This is a genomic window from Mesorhizobium sp. M1328, from assembly GCF_040318075.1.
Classification (GTDB): domain Bacteria; phylum Pseudomonadota; class Alphaproteobacteria; order Rhizobiales; family Rhizobiaceae; genus Mesorhizobium.
Window position 1 is genome coordinate 170,459 of sequence record NZ_JAMYLO010000012.1, and the last position, 17,257, is coordinate 187,715.

Sequence of the window (17,257 nt, forward strand, 5' to 3'; positions counted from 1 at the left end):
ATCTTGAATGTCATGAGCGACAAGAAGCAGCCCGTGCCTGCAAAGGCAAATCCTGCGCCGGTCGAGTCTCAATCGAGCACCGGCGAGATCGACGCGTTTCTCCGTCAGGCAAGAACGCTCGCTGCATCCGCCACCGGTTCAGGCAGGCTGATCCTGTCCCTCGACGCGACGATGAGCCGCCAGCCGACCTGGGATCTCGCCTGTGCGCTGCAGGCCGAGATGTTCGACGCCGTCGGCAAGACCGGGGCGCTCAAGGTTCAACTTGTCTATTTTCGCGGCCTTGGCGAGTGCCGCTCCTCCGCATTCGTCCCCGATACCGAAGCTCTGAAGCAGTTGATGACGCGGATCGAATGCCGCAGCGGCCATACCCAAATCGGCAAGGTGCTCGCCCATGCGCTGAAACAGACGGCGGCGGCCAAGGTCAACGCGCTGGTCTATATCGGCGACGCGATGGAAGAAAACATAGATGATCTGGCCGAAAAGGCCGGCAGCCTCGGTCTGCACGGCGTTCCTGTCTTCGTCTTTCAGGAGGGCCATGATGCCGCCGCGGAAAAGGCGTTCAAGGAAATTGCGCGGCTGTCGAAAGGGGCCTGGTTCCGGTTCGATCGGCGGGCTGCCGCAACCTTGGCCGGCCTGCTTTCGTCCGTCGCCGTGTTTGCGACCGGCGGCCTGAAAGCACTGGAGGCCCGGGGCAGGCCGGAGGACCGGCTGATGATCGAGCATCTGAGGGGCGGCGGAAACTGATGGGCGCAATTATCGCTTTTGTAGCATTGCTTCTGGTGTTTCTCGGCACGGTCACTGTCTTCCTGCGCGCCGATCCGGCCAAGCTTGCAGGCGGCATGAGGACGCTTGGACCTGTGCTGCTCGGGCTGATTGGCGTCGCCGTGCTGCTGGTCGGGCGCGAGGGTATCGGCGGCTTGATCCTGTCGGCTGCGCTCGCCTGGTACGGCTCCATGCGCATGAATCGGCCGGCAGCAAAACTGGCACCAGGCAAGCGTTCGACAGTTCGTACAGCGGCGCTTGAGATGGAACTCGATCACGATACCGGCGGCCTCGAAGGCCTCGTGCTGGCTGGGCGCCATGAAGGCAAGATGCTTGGCTCGATGGGGCTTGCCGAATTGCAGCAACTCTATCGCGAACTCTCCGGCGATCCGGAGAGCCGCCAATTGCTAGAGACGTATCTTGACGGCAGATTTCCCATCTGGCGCAAAGACGCTGATGCGAATGGTGGCGAAGGGCTGGGTGTTGCGCCAGGTTCTGGCGCCATGACTAAGGAGGAGGCCTACAAGATCCTTGGTCTTGAAGCGGGGGCTGCCGCGGCGGATGTCCGCAAGGCGCACCGCCGCCTGATGCAGCGCCTGCACCCCGATATCGGTGGCACGTCTTTCCTGGCGGCGCGGATCAATGAAGCCAAGGACGTCTTGCTCTCCAATCACAACTAGTCTCCTTCGACGCAGAACTTTCGGGAAAGATATCGTTTCGCGCGCCGCTTACTGCTGGACGGCGTAGCACTCGATCTTCTTCTTTTTCAAAGCGTTGCAGGCCTTCCAGGCAGCGGTCTTCGAACCGAAACCACCGAACCGGGCGCGGTAGTAGGTGACACCGTCCTTGTCGAAGGCGACGGTGAAACCGGAGGCATCGGCCAGAACGGAGGGCGCCTGCTTCGTCGCCTTGTCGAGGAAAGCCTTCGCTTCGGCCTGATTTGGCGAAGAGGCGACCTGTATTGCCCAGCCGGATGGCACTGACGCCGTGCTGACCGGATCGACCTCTGCCGCCGGTTCGGCATAGGCTGCGGCGACCCGGGCTGTCGCCACGTCGTCCACCGTCGACACAGCCGTCGTCTTGACCCTCTTGGCCTGAACGACCGGAGTGGTTTCTTCAACGACGGGCGCATTTTCCTCGACAAGGGAGGCAACGGCATCGTCGTCCGGCTTACTGTCCGGTGTCGGCGCGTCATGCTTCGGTAGAAGCACCTTGGCCAAGGCTGAAATCGGATTGCCGCCACCAGCCTTGGCAATCAGCACGCCGCCGCCGCGCGACGACGCCTTCGGCATGTAGGCATTGATCAACCCGGCCATCTGGCTGTCGCGGCTGCCGCCGGACCTGCCGCCCATGACCACCGCTACGATGCGCCGATCGCCATCCGAGACCGAGGAGACCAGATTGTAACCGGAGGCGCGGGTGTAACCGGTCTTGATGCCGTCGACGCCCTTGATACGTCCGAGCAGACGGTTGTGGCCGTTGATACGCTGCCGCCCATAAAGAAAGGAGCGTTGCGAGAAATAGCCGTAATATTGCGGAAAATGCTCTCTCAGGGCGATGCCGAGCATCGCCATGTCGCGCGCGGTCGTGAACTGGCCGGGATCAGGCAAGCCGTTGGCGTTGCGGAAAACGGTTCCCCTCATGCCCAGCGCCCGCGCCTTGGCGGTCATCATGCGGGCGAAATTGGCTTCATTGCCGCCGAGCATCTCGCCAAGCGCCGTTGCGGAATCGTTTGCCGATTTGGTCACCATCGACAGGATCGCGGTCTCGACCGTGACCGAGCCGCCCCGCTTGACGCCGAGCTTCGTCGGCGGTTCGGCAGCGGCATTGGCCGAGAACACGACCGGGGAATTCTCGCTGATCCTGCCCTTCGCCAATGCCTCGAACGTCAGATAGAGCGTCATCATCTTAGTAAGCGACGCCGGATAGCGCCGGCCATCGGCGTCCGACGAATAAAGCACCTTGCCGGTCTTGGCATCGATGACGATGGCCGCCGACTTGGCCGCCATGGATGAAGCCGCGTCCGCGACGACGAAGCTCATCGCCATAGCGAGGATCATGATCGTTTGGAGGGAGCCCGCGGATTTGGAAACGAAGCCCGACAACGCCTTACGCACTGATAGTTCCTTTGAATTTCCGTTGCCTTGGAGGCGGCAAAGGGTCCTGCCTCACCTCCGGCCACGCTAACGCGCGCAGCGTTACCAATCCGTTTATGGTAACCGCCGCGTTCACCGTTTTCTGCGGGATTGAGCTTCTCTTTATTCGAATCTTAGCGATTGCCGGCAGCTCACGATGCGCATTGCCGCGGAAATCTTGACTTTTTGTGCACTGCACAATATATTTACACGCATTGCACAACGCGGCCCGGACAAGGCGCGTCCATCGTCCAAAGGCAACCGTTCAAGGGAATGCGTGAAATGACCCAGACCTATGAAGATTTCAGCAAATACGGCAAGGAATTTGCCGACACCGGATTGAAGAGCTTTGCATCGCTGTCCAAGGGTGCGCAGGCTATCGCCGCCGAGGCGGGCGAGTACACCAAGAAAAGCTTCGAAGCCGGTAGCGCCGCTGTCGAGAAGCTCTTTTCCGCCAAGTCGCTGGACAAGGCGACCGAGATCCAGTCCGACTATGCCAAGCAGTCCTATGAGAGCTTCGTCACCGAGGCCACCAAGCTTGGCGATCTCTATGCCGAACTCGCCAAGGAAGCCTACAAGCCGTTCGAATCGATCGTCGCCAAGGCGAAGTAAATTCGACGAACGTTCCGAGCCGACCCTGGGCTCGCAAAGACAGACCCGGTCGCAAACGCGCGGCCGGGTTTTTTCATGCCAGCTCGAAATCGGGGCCTGCGGTCTTCACGATTTGAAAAATCGGTCAAGTTTGGCCACCTAGCCATATTGTCAGCTAAACAGAAGGGCTTAAAATCGTCCATCGAACACCTACATGTCGAGGATGCATGAGGATTCGAAAGAGGCAGGACTACGTGACTACAGGTTTGACTGCCACGAGCTACGTGGTGCGAATGCAGAACGGCAGCAACGGCAATGAGGCTGGTCGCGGCACGGCCGTCATCACGCGCACAAAAACCAAGACCAAGAAGCCCAGTCTGTATCGGGTCCTCATTCTTAACGACGACTACACACCCATGGAATTCGTGGTCCACGTGCTGGAGCGCTTTTTCCAGAAGGACCGCGAAGCCGCCACACGCATAATGCTTCATGTTCACAATCATGGGGTGGGCGAGTGCGGGGTCTATACATTCGAGGTGGCCGAGACCAAAGTGTCTCAGGTCATGGATTTCGCCCGACAGAATCAGCATCCGCTGCAATGCGTGATGGAGAAGAAGTGAGGTAACATGCCGGCTTTCTCCCAAGGCCTGGAAAAGGCGCTTCACCAAGCGCTGACGCTCGCCAATGAGCGGCACCATGAATATGCAACCCTTGAACATTTGCTGCTCGCCCTGATCGACGACACCGAGGCGGCCGCCGTCATGCGTGCCTGCAACGTCGATCTCGACGAGTTGAAGCATACGGTCCTCACCTATATCGACACCGAGCTCGACAACCTCGTCACCGGCTACGATGAAGATTCCAAGCCGACTGCCGGTTTCCAGCGCGTCATCCAGCGCGCGGTGATCCATGTGCAGTCGTCAGGCCGCGAGGAAGTGTCCGGCGCCAACGTGCTCGTCGCCATCTTCGCTGAGCGCGAGAGCCACGCCGCTTACTTCCTGCAGGAACAGCAGATGACCCGCTACGACGCGGTCAACTACATCTCGCATGGCATCGCCAAGCGCCCCGGCGCCTCCGAGACGCGGACGCCGCGCGGCGCCGACGACGAGCAAGGCAACCAGGGCGGGGCCGAGCCGCAAGAGGAAGGCGGCAAGAAGAAGCAGCAGCAGGACGCGCTGACTGCTTATTGCGTCAACCTGAACAACAAGGCCAAGGCCGGCAAGATCGATCCATTGATCGGTCGCGAGAGCGAGATCAACCGGACCATCCAGGTGCTGTGCCGCCGCTCCAAGAACAACCCGCTCTATGTCGGTGATCCCGGCGTCGGCAAGACGGCGATCGCCGAAGGCCTCGCCAAGCGCATCGTCGAGGGCGACGTTCCCGAAGTGCTGCACAATGCCACCATCTTCGCGCTCGACATGGGCACGCTGCTGGCCGGCACCCGATATCGCGGCGATTTCGAGGAGCGGCTGAAGCAGGTCGTCAAGGAGCTCGAGGACTATCCCGGCGCCGTGCTGTTCATCGATGAAATTCACACCGTGATCGGGGCAGGGGCCACCTCCGGCGGCGCCATGGATGCATCGAACCTGTTGAAACCCGCATTGTCGTCAGGCGCCATCCGCTGCATCGGCTCGACCACCTACAAGGAGTTCCGCCAGTTCTTCGAGAAGGACCGCGCGCTGGTGCGGCGCTTCCAGAAGATCGACGTCAACGAGCCGACCGTCGAGGACGCCATCGAGATCATGAAGGGCCTCAAGCCCTATTTCGAGGAGTTCCACAAGGTCCGCTACACGAGCGAGGCGATCAAGGCTTCGGTCGAGCTCTCGGCGCGTTACATCAACGACCGCAAGCTGCCGGACAAGGCGATCGACGTGATCGACGAGACCGGCGCCTCGCAGATGCTGGTGCCGGAAGCCAAACGCAAGAAGACCATCGGCATCAAGGAGATCGAAGCGACGATCGCCACCATGGCACGCATCCCGCCGAAGACGGTTTCCGCCGACGACGAGAAGGTGCTGCAAGGCCTCGACATCGAGTTGAAGCGCGTCGTTTACGGCCAGGACACCGCGATCACAGCACTGACCTCGGCCATCAAGCTGGCGCGGGCCGGCCTGCGCGAACCGGAAAAGCCGATCGGCTCGTACCTGTTCTCGGGCCCGACCGGCGTCGGCAAGACGGAAGTGGCCAAGCAGCTCGCCGCCTCGCTTGGCGTGGAGCTGATCCGCTTCGACATGTCGGAATATATGGAACGCCACACCGTTTCGCGGCTGATCGGCGCGCCTCCCGGCTATGTCGGCTTCGACCAGGGCGGCCTTCTGACCGACGGCGTCGACCAGCATCCGCATTGCGTGCTGTTGCTGGACGAAGTCGAGAAGGCGCATCCGGACCTGTTCAACATCCTGTTGCAGGTCATGGATCACGGCAAGCTGACCGACCACAACGGCAAGCAGATAGACTTCCGCAACGTCATCCTGATCATGACCACCAATGCGGGTGCATCCGATGCTCAGCGCGCGGCGATCGGTTTCGGTTCGACGAAGCGCGAAGGCGACGATGTCGAGGCGATCAACCGGCTGTTCACGCCGGAGTTCCGCAACCGCCTCGATGCGATTATTCCGTTCGGCTCGCTGCCGGTGCCGGTCATCCATCAGGTGGTGCAGAAGTTCGTCATGCAGCTGGAAGCGCAGCTTTCCGAGCGTGGCGTGACCTTCGACTTGTCGCAGGATGCAATCGCATGGCTGGCCGACAAGGGCTATGACGAGCGCATGGGCGCCCGGCCGCTTGGCCGTGTCATCCAGGAGCACATCAAGAAGCCGCTAGCGGACGAGGTGCTGTTCGGCAAGCTCAAGAAGGGCGGCACGGTGCGTGTCACCGTCGAGAAGAAGGAAACCGGCGAGACCGGCCTGAAGCTCGAATCGCTCGCCGACGAGGCGCCGGTGAAGCCGAAGAAGGAAGAGCCGGACGACGTGCCGAAAGCCAAGAAGGCGGTGGCGAAGAAGCCCGCCGCGAAAAAGGCGGTGGCGCAGAAGCCGGAGCCGAAGGGCAAGGATGGCGGCAAGCGCAGCCTTGTGCCGCAACTGCCGCGCAAGAACTGACGAACAAGCCAGCAAAAAAAGCCCCGGAAACGGGGCTTTTTTATGACACCTTCCGGTTAAGCACCCGGCGCCCGCCGGAGCGGTTTGCGCCGGTTCAGCTTGCCAGCGCTATCCGTATCTTGCCGGCGTTCTCGGCCAGGACTTCAGGCTTTTCCATCTGTCCGCTGTGCGGCTTCAAGGGAATGCCGTCGAAGCGCGGAATGACATGGACATGGAGGTGGAAGACGGTCTGGCCCGAAGCTGGTTCGTTGAACTGCAAGACCGTGACGCCATCGGCATCGAAGGCCTTCTTTACGGCCCGCGCAACTTTCTGGACGTGAACGAAGAGCGGGCCAAGCACCGCCGGATCCGCGTCGAGCAGGTTGCGCGACGGCGCTTTCGGCACCACCAGCGTGTGACCTTGTCCTTGCGGCATCACATCCATGAAGACGATGACCGCGTCATCCTCGTAGACGCGGTGCGAAGGGATTTCTCCGCGCAGGATTTTCGCGAAGATGTTGCTGCTGTCGTAGGTTGCTTCGGCCATGGCGCGCGCTCCGGTTCTTGGCTCGCTGTCTCGTGTAGCGAAGCTGTTCCGGGCGGGCAAGGACGATCGATCGACATCGGCCATGCCGGCCCGCGCGGCTGAGCGATTGGGTCTCGCTACCCTACTCCGCCAGGTCCTTGCGGAACGGGGTGTGCTCTTCCAGATATTCGCTCATCCGCTCGACTTCGCGGCGCTCGCGATGGAGGTAGTCGGCCACTGCATTGCGCAGACCTGGATGGGCGATGTAGTGCGCCGAATGCATCGTCACGGGCCGGTAGCCGCGCGCCAGCTTGTGCTCGCCCTGCGCACCGGCTTCAACCACCTTCAGCTTGCGCGAGATGGCGAAATCGATCGCCTGATGGTAGCAGACCTCGAAATGCAGGAATGGGTGGTCCTCGATGCAGCCCCAATTGCGGCCGTAGAGCGCGTCGGAACCGATGAAGTTGATGGCACCGGCAATGTAGCGCCCGTTGCGTTTGGCCATAATCAGCAGGATGTCGTCGGCCATGCGCTCGCCGATCAGCGAGAAGAAATCGCGGTTGAGGTAGGGCCGGCCCCATTTCCTGCTGCCGGTATCCATGTAGAACGCGAAAAAGTCGTCCCAGGCCTTTTCGGTCAGATCCTTGCCGGTCAGCCAGTCGATCGAGATGCCGTCGGCGAGCGCCTCGCGCCGCTCTTTCTTCATTGCCTTGCGCTTGCGCGAGGCTAACGTCGCGAGAAAATCGTCGTAGCTCGAAAAGCCTTCGTTGAAGAAGTGAAACTGCTGGTCGGTGCGATGCAGGAAGCCGGCCGCCGCCAATGTCTGGACGTCGTCCTCCGGCGCGAAAGTAACATGCGCGGAAGACACGCCGAGTTTATCCGTCACCGCCTTCAGGCCGGCCGCAAGACCGGCCTTGACGGTGTGGCTGTCCTCGCCCTTGCCGACCAACAGGCGAGGGCCGGTGACGGGCGTGAACGGCACCGCGCATTGCAGCTTCGGATAGTAGCGCCCGCCGGCGCGTTCGAATGCGTCTGACCAGCCATGGTCGAATACATATTCGCCCTGGCTGTGCGACTTCAGATAGCAGGCGACCGCCCCGAGCAGCTTGCCTCGCGCGGTTTCCAGCCGGAGGTGATGGCCTTGCCAGCCGGTGCGCCGAACAGCGCAGCCGGAATCTTCCAGCGCGCTCAAAAAAGCGAATGAAACAAGCGGGTTGTAGCCGTTTTCTGCATCGCCGCGCGTAGTGCCGCCGAGGCTGTCCCATTCAGCGCTGGTGAAGGCGCCGATGCCCGCGGCGATGCGGATCGACAGCTCCGCATTCGCCGTTTGTCTTTCGCAGTCGTCCCCTTGATCCATGAGGCTTACTTAAGCTCGCTGCGGACCCATACAAGCCCGCTCAGGCAAGCCGTACAAGATCGGGCTCGAATCCTTCGAACGTCATCTGGTCGGCATATTTGAAGGTCAGATCGACGGCAGGCTGGTCATGCACGGTCCAGGTGATCACCGGCATGCCAAGTGTCTCTCGCACGAAGGAGACGAACCGGTTCGGCAGGTCGCCGGCGGCGTAGGAGGTGAAGGCGATGTCATGCGCCAGCATGGCGAAATGCGCCTCGATCAGGTGGTTGTCGTTGCCGTAGGCGGTCAACCCGCCGGGTATGCCGGGTGCATATTTCGCGAACTCGCGGATCAGCCAATGGTCGAACGACATGATCGCGGTCTTGCCCTTGTATTGCTTGAGCATCTTGCCGACGCTTTCGACCAGGCCTTCGTCGTGCCCGGCAGCGCCTTTCAGTTCGACAACCATCGGCACACGGCCGTCGACCAGATCAAGCGCCTGCTGCAGCGTCGGCAAATGGTCGGCGGTGCCGCCGACCTTCAGCGCCGTGATCTCGGCAGCCGTACGCTGCCAAACGAAGCCGTCCTTGCCGGTCAGCCGCCGCAGATCGCCATCGTGGATGATGACGGGGACGCCGTCGGATGACAGGTGCACATCGCATTCGATCGCGTAGCCGCGCTCGGCTGCCGCAGCGAAAGCGGAAAGCGTGTTCTCCCAGCGCGTCTTGTTCATGTCGTGGAGGCCGCGATGGGCGACGGGCCGGGCAGTCAGCCAGGAAAGATCGGTCATGGTCGCGGTCCCGGTCATTCGACTTCGAAGATCGCTTCGATTTCCACTGCGGCATTAAGCGGCAGGGAGGCGGTCCCGACGGCGGAGCGAGCGTGCTTGCCGCAATCGCCGAGCACGGCGACGAGAAAATCCGAGGCGCCGTTGGCAACCAGATGCTGTTCGACAAAATCCGGTGCCGAGGCGACGAAGACGGTGATCTTCACCAAGCGACGGATTTTCTCGAGATCGCCAAGTGCCGCCTGGGCCTGCGCCAATATGTTGATCGCACAGTATTTTGCGGCTTCCTTGCCGGTCGCGGTGTCGACATCGCGGCCAAGCAGTCCGCTCGCCTGGAGCTTGCCCTCCTTGAGCGGCAACTGCCCGGCGGTGAACAGCAGATTGCCGGTCCTGCAATATGGCACGTAATTGGCGGCGGGCGCGGCGGCGACCGGCAGCGTCACGCCGAGTTCGCTTAGCCGCTTTTCGATTGTTTCGCTCATGCTATTTCCCTATTGCTTGAAGGCGCCGCGCAGGCCGGGCCGAAATTGCTATTTTTGCCTCGCTTCCGCCACGACTTTTTTTAAGCTGGACCATCTTTCCATGCGGCCTGCCATTAGCCGCGATGATCGGAGCACCCCATGCGCGCAACGCGCCTCGCATTCAACGCCGTCCTCCTGACAGCGGCTTCCTGGGCGGCTCCCGCTTTTGCGGTGCCTGCGCTGCAGGCGCATCGTGCTGTTTACGACATTTCGCTCGACAAGGCCTCCGATCGCTCCGGCATTACTGGCATCACCGGCCGCATGGTCTACGAGTTCAACGGCTCGCCTTGCGAGGGCTATACGGTAAAGTTCCGTTTGGTGACCCAGATCGTAACCAACGACAACACTAGGCTGACCGACCAGCAGATGACCACCTTCGAGGATGCCGAGGGCAAGACCTTCTCCTTCGTGAACAAATCCTTTGTCGACCAGAACCTCGACAAGGAGGTCAAGGGTACCGCAACGAAGGAGGCCAATGGTCTCAAGGTCGATATCGACAAGCCCGAAAAGAGCAGCCTGGAACTCGCGCCGACCCAGTTCCCGACCCAGCAAATGGTCGAAATGATCGGCAAGGCGGAAAAGGGCGAGCGGTTCTACGAAACCAACCTGTTCGACGGCTCTGAGGACGCCAACAAGGTGGTGACCACCACCGTCGTCGTCGGCAAGCAAGCCGATGCCGACAACACCGATCCGGAAGCGCCGGCGCTGGCCAAGCTCGCCACCGACAAATACTGGCCGGTCGACATCGCCTATTTCGACGATGCCGACAAAGGCGGCGAGGAGGTGCCGGAATACCGGATCAGCTTCAAGCTGCACGAGAACGGCATCACGCGCGATCTCGTGATGGACTATGGCGAGTTCTCGATGACGGGCAAACTGGTCAATCTGTCGCTGTTCGATCAGCCAAAGACCTGCCCGTCGAAATAGGCTCGAACCAACGACAAGCCGCCGGCGCTATCCGGGATAGTAGCGCTTGATCTTGCGGGGCATGTCGCATCGACTTGAGCATGCCGCAATTGCCTATCAACGTCTTACGACGGTAAGCGCCGTGGGGGGAGCAGGTTGAGCAGGATCGACGTTTTTGTGGCGCCGCGGCCCAATGCGACGCTGATCAAGGCCATGACATTCGTCAACCGGATTGTCATGCTGCACGGCATTCCGGGGCTTCGCGACCTGTTGCCATTCAACCGTCTGGCCGGTTTGCGCGGCGTCGCCAATGTCCGCCACATCGATTTTCCGGAGGATGACCGGCAAAGGCTGAAGGCTTGTTGCGGTGCGGGCAAGGCGACGTTCATCACACCCAACCATCCCGAATTCTTTACCGACTGGATGATCGACAAGGAGGTCGTGTCGCGGGTAAGCCCGCTGGCGGCATCCTGGGCCACGCATGGCGTCGTCAATGGGCTTGGCCGGCTGATGCAGAAATTCTGGCTGGCCAACAATCTGATCGCGCAAATCCCGGGCAATAGCGCGGCGGCCAAGGAACATTCGGTGGCCTGGGCGCTGAAAGGGCACGGCGTGCTCCTGCATCCCGAAGGCGGTGTCGGCTGGCATGCCAACATCGTTGCCCCGCTGCTGCCAGGCGCGGTCGAAATGGGGTTCGAAGCGCTGAAGCGCGGCCGCCTGATGGATCCGGATTTCAAGGTTTGGATCGCGCCCGTGATCTGGAAGCTCGCTTTTACGGGGAATGTCGAGGCAGCGCTGGCAAAGGAATGCGCCTATGTCGAGCACAGCCTGAAGATCGAACGCCGTGCCGCCGATACGCTGCCGGAGCGCGTCCATCATATCTACGCGACGCTAGTATCGCGCGACGAGGCTGCAAATGGCCTGCGGCCTGATGAGCGGGCTTCATATGCCACACGTCAGAAGGATCTGCTGACCGAACTCGGCCGTCGCCTTGCCGAACTTGTTTCGCTCGAAGCCGGCACGCTCGACAATGCCGAGCTTTTGCGCCGGTCGCGGCGCTGGCTGCGGGAAAACACGGACGGCACCGGAAGCCAAAAGCAGGTCCGAACGCTGGCAGATACGATCCAGCGCCTGCAGCGTGTCGGGCCGTGGGCTTCGGCCAATCCGCGCATCACGCAGGAGGAGATCGCCGAACATTTGAAGCGGATCCGCAACGATTATTGCAAGGGTACACTGCGCGATACGATCAACCGTTTCGTGCCGCAGCCGGCCGGCCCACGCCGCGCCCATATCCGGGTACCGGAGCCGCTAGGCTTGCACGCCTATCAAGGCTCCGTCGAGGAGGCGCTCGCCGAACTGCACGACCGCATGCAGGCGACCATCACCAACACCATGGCGCAACTCGAGGCCGGCGGCGGCTTCATTTTCTACGCCAATCCCTTCTATCATCGTTAGCGGCGTGTTGGTCGGCGCAAGATGAAGGAGTGCGGCAAGCCTCATGGCGGTCTATGTCGATGCGGCGATCTGGAAATGGGTCGGCCACCGCTGGTGTCATCTGCTGGCAGACGATACCGACGAGCTGCATCGCTTCGCCGGGCAGCTCGGCATCAAGCGCTCGTCCTACCAAGGGCCGCCGAAGACATCGGCGCCACATTATGACATAACCGGGTTCGAGCGCGACCGCGCGGTGCGGTTAGGCGCCATCGAATGCAGCCGCGACGAGATCGTCGCTGTTTTCCGGCGTGTGCGGGTGCCGAAGGGAAAGATGCGACGATGACACCGGTGCGCTGATCGCCGCACGCTGAGCCGCACGACGCCACAGCGCTTGCGTTTGTCGCGCTTCCCCTCTATATGCGCGCTCATTCCACACACGGACTTTGGTGTCTGCCCGGGAGAAATCCGGCTGAAACCTCCGGTGGCGTTCGAGGACAAAGTCCAAAAATGCCTGTGTCCGTGGAGGCTAACCGGAAAGGAAATAAGAAATGGCTCTGCCTGATTTCAGCATGCGCCAGCTATTGGAAGCTGGCATTCACTTCGGCCACCAGACCCACCGCTGGAACCCGAAAATGGCGCCCTATATCTACGGCGCCCGCAACAACATCCACATCATCGACCTCTCGCAGACGGTGCCTTTGCTGCACCAGGCGCTGAAGCAGGTTTCCGACACTGTTGCCAAGGGCGGCCGCGTGCTGTTCGTCGGCACCAAGCGCCAGGCCTCCGACATCGTCGCCGATGCCGCGCAGCGTTCGGCCCAGTACTATGTCAACTCGCGCTGGCTCGGCGGCATGCTGACCAACTGGAAGACGATCTCGAATTCCATCCAGCGCCTGCGCAAGCTCGACGAAATGCTGGCCGGCGAGGCTCAGGGCCTGACCAAGAAGGAGCGCCTCAACCTCGATCGCGAGCGTGAGAAGCTCGACAAGGCGCTGGGCGGCATCAAGGATATGGGTTCGACGCCCGATTTGATGTTCGTGATCGACACCAACAAGGAAGCGATCGCCATTCTCGAGGCCAAGCGTCTCGGCATCCCGGTCGTTGCCATCATCGATTCCAACTGCGACCCGGACAAGATCGACTTCCCGATCCCCGGCAACGACGACGCGGCCCGCGCCATCCAGCTCTATTGCGATCTGATCGCCAAGGCAGCTATCGACGGCATCGCCCGTCAGCAGGGCGCGCTCGGTGTCGATATCGGCGCATCGGTCGAGGCTCCGGTCGAGCCGGCGCTCGATCAGACCCCGGCCGCCGAGAGCCCGGCTGCCCAGACCCCGGAAGCATAGTAGCGAAGGCCGGCTGCGGCCTTCATCTTTCCAATATGTTGGCGCGGTAAGCGCCACCGGCACCAGGCGCATCATCGAAAATCGATGGTGCGTCGTCAGTGCATTTAGACAAAGAGGCGACAATGAGCATTTCGGCTGCACAGGTCAAAGAACTCCGCGACTTGACCGGCGCGGGCATGATGGACTGCAAGGCGGCGTTGAATGAGACCAACGGCAACATGGAAGAAGCCATCGACTGGCTGCGCAAGAAGGGCATTTCCAAGGCCGACAAGAAGGCTGGCCGTACCGCTGCCGAAGGCCTGATCGGTGTCGATTCCGGCGTCCGCGAGGCAGCGATCGTCGAGGTCAATTCCGAGACGGATTTCGTTGCGCGCAATGCTGCGTTCCAGGAGATCGTCGCCAATGTCGCGAAGGTTGCGCTCGCCCATGGCGGCAAGACCGAGGCCGTTGCCGCTGCTCCCTATCCGGGCTCGGGCAAGTCGGTCACTGAGACCATCAAGGACGCCGTCGGCACCATCGGCGAGAATCTGGGCTTCCGCCGCTCGGCCAAGCTCACCGTCGAGCACGGCGCTGTCGCAACCTACGTTCACAATGCGGTCGCCGACGGCCTTGGCAAGCTCGGCGTGCTGGTGGCCATCGAGACGACGGGCAACGCGCATGCCGCGAACGCCTTCGCCCGCCAGGTTGCCATGCATGTCGCTGCCACCAATCCGATGGCCTTGACCACCGAAGAGCTCGATCCGGTCGCGGTGGAGCGCGAGAAGGCGATCTTCGCCGACCAGGCGCGCCAGTCCGGCAAGCCGGAAGCGATCATCGAGAAGATGGTCGAGGGCCGTTTGCGCAAGTTCTACGAAGAGGTCGTGCTGCTCAAGCAGGCTTTCGTGCTCAATCCCGACATCACCGTCGAGAAGGCGCTGAAGGATGCCGAAAGCGAGATCGGCGCGCCAGCCAAAATCGCTGCCTATCTGCGCTTCGCGCTCGGTGAGGGCATCGAGAAGGAAGAGACCGATTTCGCGGCGGAAGTCGCGGCAGCGGTCAAGAAGTAAACTATCCGCTCGAAAGGCTTTTTCGGCCGGGTGTCCGCGAGGATGCCCGGCCGATTTCTTGTGCGGTGTCGATGAAGGCGCGGAGCTTCGGGGCCATCGCGGCGCGGCGCGGGAAATAGAGGAACAGTCCCGGTTCCTCGATCGATGCCTCGCCAAGGACTTCGACCAGCCGGCCTGCTTCGATGTCGGGCTTGACAAGCGGCTCGAACAGATAGGCGAGGCCGATGCCGGCAAGCGCCATGTCCCTTGCCGACAGCGGATCGCTGACGACCACGCTGCCGCGTGTCTCGACGCTGATATCCTTGCCCTGGTCTGACAGATCCCAGCGATAGAGCGCACGTGATCGCAACAGCCGATATCCGATGCAGTTGCGGGTGGAGAGATCAGCAATTGTTCGCGGCTTTCCGTGGCGGCCGACATAGGCCGGAGAGGCGACAATGGTCGTCCGGAACGGCTGAGTCAGTCGCACCGTCACCATATCCTCGGCGATCATCTCGCCCAGCCGGATGCCGGCGTCGAAACCCTCGCCGACGATATCGCTCAGACGTTCGTCGGTGACGATCTCCACCGTCACGTCAGGGTAACGCTCCGCCATCGCCGTTAGGATGGGCATCAGCGCCAGAGGCAGCGACAAACGCGGCGCGTTGATCCTGAGCAGTCCGCTTGCCCGGCCTTTGACCGAGCGGATGCGTTCGATCCGGTCGGCAATGTCTTCCAACGCCGGCTCCGCCGCAGCGACAAGCGCGGTGCCAGTCTCGGTCAGCGAGACGCTGCGCGTGGTGCGGGCAAACAACGGCTGGCCGATTCGCTCCTCTACCAGCCGCACCGCATGGCTGACCGCTGACGGGCTCATGCCGAGCTCGGCGGCCGCCGACGCGAAGCCGCCACGCCGCGCGACGGCAACGATTATAGGTAGGTGGCTAAGCAGATCGCGGTCCATTCATGCATGATATCGCATAGTCCATTCGGATAATGCAATCTTATCGGCGGGGAAAGGAGGGCGCATCTTTGGCTGCATCACACGGCAATCGCCGAGCAGCCAAGGAGACGTCTAATGACCGACCTCGATTCCGAACGAACCCGCAATCTCGAGACCGTGCGTAAATTCTTTGATCTGATGCACCGCAAGGACATTGAGGCATGGGGCGACCTTTGGGCTGAAGATGGCCGTATCCTTGTCTTCTACCCGCCGGCAGGATTTGGAAACAGCATCGATGGCAAGGCCGCGATCCTGGCGGCCTTCCGAGGCCTCTTCGGTAATTTCGAATCCTTCGATTCGCAGCTGACAGCCATCTATCCGGCAGCGGATTCGGACGCGATCGTCGTTGAGTACAAGAACCGCGCGGTGCTGATCGGCGGCACTGAGTACACCAACAACAATATCGCGATTTTCCGCTTCAAGAGGGGTCTGATCAGCGCCTACCACGATTATTTCGATCCGCGCCGGTTCCAGGTGGTGGTCGATGCGCTGGCCAAGGCCTGACCCCAGGCAAGACCTCAATCCCGCTTTTCAAATTTTAGGAGAAAATCCATGACCATGTCCTACTACACGCTCGGCAACAGCGGACTGCGTGTCACCCGCCTGGCGCTCGGCACCATGACGTTCGGCACGGAATGGGGCTGGGGTGCGGAGAAGGAAACCGCGCGCGCGCTGATCGATGCCTATGTCGAAGCCGGTGGCAATTTCTTCGACACCGCCGATCTCTATACCGGTGGCACGGCCGAAACCTGGCTCGGCGAATTCATCGCCGAGCGTGGGCTGCGCGACAAGGCGGTGATCAGTACCAAATTCACCTACAACGCCGAACCGGGCAACCCGAACGCCGGGGGCAACGGCCGCAAGAACATCCTGCGGGCGGTAGACGGTTCGCTGAAGCGGCTAGGCACCGACTATATCGACCTCTACATCCTCCATACCTGGGACAGGCTGACACCACCGGAGGAGGTGATGCGGACGCTGGACGATCTGGTGCGCGCCGGAAAGATCCGGCATGTCGGTCTGTCCGACGTGCCGGCGTGGTACGCAAGCCGGGCGCAGGCGGTCGCAGAGCATCGCGGCTATGAACCGGTTTCGGCGCTTCAGCTCGAATATTCGCTGGCCGAGCGCAACATCGAGCACGAATTCGTGCCGTTCGGCACGCGCTATGGCGCCGGAATCATGGTCTGGAGTCCATTGGCCAGCGGCCTGCTCAGCGGAAAATACCGTTTCGATACAATCGTCAAGGATGGTGGCCGGCTGGAGACAATGCGTGGTTCGACCAATCCCGGTTTCCAGAAATTCACCGATCGCAACTGGCAAATCGTGGCCGAATTGGAGACGGTTGCCGGCCAGCTCGGCCGCAGCATGGCCCAGGTCGCCCTGAACTGGACGGCAAACAGGCCAGGCGTTGCGTCCGTCATCGTCGGCGCCACCAGGCTTGACCAGCTCAAGGACAATCTCGGCGCGCTTGATTTCGACATTCCCGAGGATCTTCGGGCACGGCTCGATGAGGTTAGCCGGCCGGTCACGCCCTTTCCGTACTCGTTCTTCGGCCCTGAAATACAAGGCGGCCTGACCGGTGGGCAGGCGGTTGGCGGTAAGCCGGCAAGTTATCTGCCGGACCTGCTCATGCAAGGCACTTTTGCCGGCGTGAGCTGACGGCTATCCCGGTCCACGATCTCAACTTTCCGGCTCGGGCGCCCCGGGGCCAAGCGGCCCCCCTACGTTTTATGGACAGCCACCGTTTTTTGGGGCGCCCGCACCCCGCCCACCCCCCCTGTCGCGCGGCCCGCAGCCGAGGTAGCCCCCAACAC

At 61.6% G+C, this 17,257-nt stretch carries 18 protein-coding genes; 12 read left to right on the top strand and 6 right to left on the bottom strand.

The genetic code is table 11. From position 1 onward, the window contains the following. The first annotated feature begins 12 nt into the window (after positions 1-12). Both NKH23_RS21235 and NKH23_RS21240 read left to right on the top strand, forming a co-directional pair. Entirely contained in the window at positions 13-744 is a 732-nt protein-coding gene (locus NKH23_RS21235; protein ID WP_352720207.1) for a vWA domain-containing protein, read from the top strand. After that, entirely contained in the window at positions 744-1,442 is a 699-nt protein-coding gene (locus NKH23_RS21240) for a DnaJ domain-containing protein (RefSeq protein ID WP_352720209.1), read from the top strand. The genes NKH23_RS21235 and NKH23_RS21240 overlap by 1 nt, the downstream gene beginning before the upstream one ends. 48 nt (positions 1,443-1,490) lie before the next feature. Here the strand turns inward: NKH23_RS21240 and NKH23_RS21245 are convergent, their stop codons facing one another. Further along, complete coding sequence (locus NKH23_RS21245) at positions 1,491-2,879, bottom strand: SPOR domain-containing protein (protein WP_352720211.1); 1,389 nt, start codon at positions 2,877-2,879, stop codon at positions 1,491-1,493. Between the two features lie 300 nt (positions 2,880-3,179). Here NKH23_RS21245 and NKH23_RS21250 point away from each other — a divergent pair, with 300 nt between their 5' ends. The 3 genes from NKH23_RS21250 to clpA all read left to right on the top strand — a co-directional run bounded on the left by NKH23_RS21250 (position 3,180) and on the right by clpA (position 6,583). After that, positions 3,180-3,509: a phasin family protein gene (locus NKH23_RS21250; RefSeq protein ID WP_353035295.1), complete on the top strand. Its 330-nt coding sequence runs from the start codon at positions 3,180-3,182 to the stop codon at positions 3,507-3,509. A 272-nt stretch (positions 3,510-3,781) separates the two neighbouring features. Next, on the top strand, positions 3,782-4,108 hold the full coding sequence (gene clpS / locus NKH23_RS21255) for an ATP-dependent Clp protease adapter ClpS (RefSeq protein ID WP_023717744.1): 327 nt from the start codon (positions 3,782-3,784) through the stop codon (positions 4,106-4,108). Positions 4,109-4,114: 6 nt separating this feature from the next. Continuing rightward, positions 4,115-6,583, top strand: a complete 2,469-nt coding sequence (gene clpA, locus NKH23_RS21260) for an ATP-dependent Clp protease ATP-binding subunit ClpA (protein ID WP_352720214.1) — start codon at positions 4,115-4,117, stop codon at positions 6,581-6,583. A 94-nt stretch (positions 6,584-6,677) separates the two neighbouring features. Here the strand turns inward: clpA and NKH23_RS21265 are convergent, their stop codons facing one another. From NKH23_RS21265 to NKH23_RS21280, 4 genes are all read right to left on the bottom strand, one after another. After that, complete coding sequence (locus tag NKH23_RS21265; protein ID WP_352720216.1) at positions 6,678-7,109, bottom strand: HIT family protein; 432 nt, start codon at positions 7,107-7,109, stop codon at positions 6,678-6,680. Between the two features lie 121 nt (positions 7,110-7,230). Further along, positions 7,231-8,445, bottom strand: a complete 1,215-nt coding sequence (locus tag NKH23_RS21270) for a GNAT family N-acetyltransferase (RefSeq protein ID WP_352720217.1) — start codon at positions 8,443-8,445, stop codon at positions 7,231-7,233. Between the two features lie 40 nt (positions 8,446-8,485). Continuing rightward, on the bottom strand, positions 8,486-9,214 hold the full coding sequence (locus tag NKH23_RS21275; protein ID WP_352720219.1) for a glycerophosphodiester phosphodiesterase: 729 nt from the start codon (positions 9,212-9,214) through the stop codon (positions 8,486-8,488). Positions 9,215-9,228: 14 nt separating this feature from the next. Beyond that, the gene (locus NKH23_RS21280; protein WP_352720221.1) at positions 9,229-9,693 is read right to left on the bottom strand and encodes a RidA family protein; all 465 of its coding nucleotides are present in this window, start codon (positions 9,691-9,693) and stop codon (positions 9,229-9,231) included. A 138-nt stretch (positions 9,694-9,831) separates the two neighbouring features. Here NKH23_RS21280 and NKH23_RS21285 point away from each other — a divergent pair, with 138 nt between their 5' ends. From NKH23_RS21285 to tsf, 5 genes are all read left to right on the top strand, one after another. Further along, a complete protein-coding gene (locus NKH23_RS21285) occupies positions 9,832-10,659 on the top strand; it encodes a cell envelope integrity EipB family protein (RefSeq protein ID WP_292653503.1) in 828 nt (275 codons plus the stop codon). A gap of 135 nt (positions 10,660-10,794) precedes the next feature. Continuing rightward, positions 10,795-12,093 carry a lysophospholipid acyltransferase family protein gene (locus NKH23_RS21290; protein ID WP_352720222.1) on the top strand — a complete coding sequence of 433 codons (1,299 nt, stop codon included), beginning with the start codon at positions 10,795-10,797 and terminating at the stop codon, positions 12,091-12,093. Between the two features lie 43 nt (positions 12,094-12,136). Then, positions 12,137-12,415, top strand: coding sequence for a DUF4031 domain-containing protein (locus NKH23_RS21295; protein ID WP_352720223.1), 279 nt, complete (start codon positions 12,137-12,139; stop codon positions 12,413-12,415). Between the two features lie 205 nt (positions 12,416-12,620). Next, complete coding sequence (gene rpsB / locus NKH23_RS21300) at positions 12,621-13,418, top strand: 30S ribosomal protein S2 (RefSeq protein WP_031211288.1); 798 nt, start codon at positions 12,621-12,623, stop codon at positions 13,416-13,418. A gap of 122 nt (positions 13,419-13,540) precedes the next feature. Then, positions 13,541-14,464 (top strand): translation elongation factor Ts, encoded by a 924-nt coding sequence (tsf, locus tag NKH23_RS21305; RefSeq protein WP_352720225.1) that lies wholly within the window; start codon positions 13,541-13,543, stop codon positions 14,462-14,464. Between the two features lies 1 nt (position 14,465). Here the strand turns inward: tsf and NKH23_RS21310 are convergent, their stop codons facing one another. Then, complete coding sequence (locus NKH23_RS21310) at positions 14,466-15,404, bottom strand: LysR family transcriptional regulator (protein WP_352720227.1); 939 nt, start codon at positions 15,402-15,404, stop codon at positions 14,466-14,468. A gap of 114 nt (positions 15,405-15,518) precedes the next feature. On the opposite strand from NKH23_RS21310, the gene NKH23_RS21315 reads away from it, so the two are divergent. Both NKH23_RS21315 and NKH23_RS21320 read left to right on the top strand, forming a co-directional pair. After that, a complete protein-coding gene (locus tag NKH23_RS21315) occupies positions 15,519-15,947 on the top strand; it encodes a nuclear transport factor 2 family protein (RefSeq protein ID WP_352720228.1) in 429 nt (142 codons plus the stop codon). A 48-nt stretch (positions 15,948-15,995) separates the two neighbouring features. Continuing rightward, on the top strand, positions 15,996-17,102 hold the full coding sequence (locus tag NKH23_RS21320; protein ID WP_352720230.1) for an aldo/keto reductase: 1,107 nt from the start codon (positions 15,996-15,998) through the stop codon (positions 17,100-17,102). Positions 17,103-17,257 lie beyond the last annotated feature (155 nt).

Bases quoted from the DNA above. Each gene is read 5' to 3' on its own strand.
- NKH23_RS21285 (WP_292653503.1), top strand. From the start codon at position 9,832: ATGCGCGCAACGCGCCTCGCATTCAACGCCGTCCTCCTGACAGCGGCT.
- NKH23_RS21315 (WP_352720228.1), top strand. From the start codon at position 15,519: ATGACCGACCTCGATTCCGAACGAACCCGCAATCTCGAGACCGTGCGT.
- clpS (WP_023717744.1), top strand. From the start codon at position 3,782: ATGCAGAACGGCAGCAACGGCAATGAGGCTGGTCGCGGCACGGCCGTC.
- NKH23_RS21295 (WP_352720223.1), top strand. From the start codon at position 12,137: ATGGCGGTCTATGTCGATGCGGCGATCTGGAAATGGGTCGGCCACCGC.
- NKH23_RS21240 (WP_352720209.1), top strand. From the start codon at position 744: ATGGGCGCAATTATCGCTTTTGTAGCATTGCTTCTGGTGTTTCTCGGC.
- rpsB (WP_031211288.1), top strand. From the start codon at position 12,621: ATGGCTCTGCCTGATTTCAGCATGCGCCAGCTATTGGAAGCTGGCATT.
- NKH23_RS21250 (WP_353035295.1), top strand. From the start codon at position 3,180: ATGACCCAGACCTATGAAGATTTCAGCAAATACGGCAAGGAATTTGCC.
- clpA (WP_352720214.1), top strand. From the start codon at position 4,115: ATGCCGGCTTTCTCCCAAGGCCTGGAAAAGGCGCTTCACCAAGCGCTG.
- tsf (WP_352720225.1), top strand. From the start codon at position 13,541: ATGAGCATTTCGGCTGCACAGGTCAAAGAACTCCGCGACTTGACCGGC.
- NKH23_RS21275 (WP_352720219.1), bottom strand. From the start codon at position 9,214: ATGACCGATCTTTCCTGGCTGACTGCCCGGCCCGTCGCCCATCGCGGC.
- NKH23_RS21310 (WP_352720227.1), bottom strand. From the start codon at position 15,404: ATGGACCGCGATCTGCTTAGCCACCTACCTATAATCGTTGCCGTCGCG.
- NKH23_RS21320 (WP_352720230.1), top strand. From the start codon at position 15,996: ATGACCATGTCCTACTACACGCTCGGCAACAGCGGACTGCGTGTCACC.
- NKH23_RS21270 (WP_352720217.1), bottom strand. From the start codon at position 8,445: ATGGATCAAGGGGACGACTGCGAAAGACAAACGGCGAATGCGGAGCTG.
- NKH23_RS21235 (WP_352720207.1), top strand. From the start codon at position 13: ATGAGCGACAAGAAGCAGCCCGTGCCTGCAAAGGCAAATCCTGCGCCG.
- NKH23_RS21265 (WP_352720216.1), bottom strand. From the start codon at position 7,109: ATGGCCGAAGCAACCTACGACAGCAGCAACATCTTCGCGAAAATCCTG.
- NKH23_RS21280 (WP_352720221.1), bottom strand. From the start codon at position 9,693: ATGAGCGAAACAATCGAAAAGCGGCTAAGCGAACTCGGCGTGACGCTG.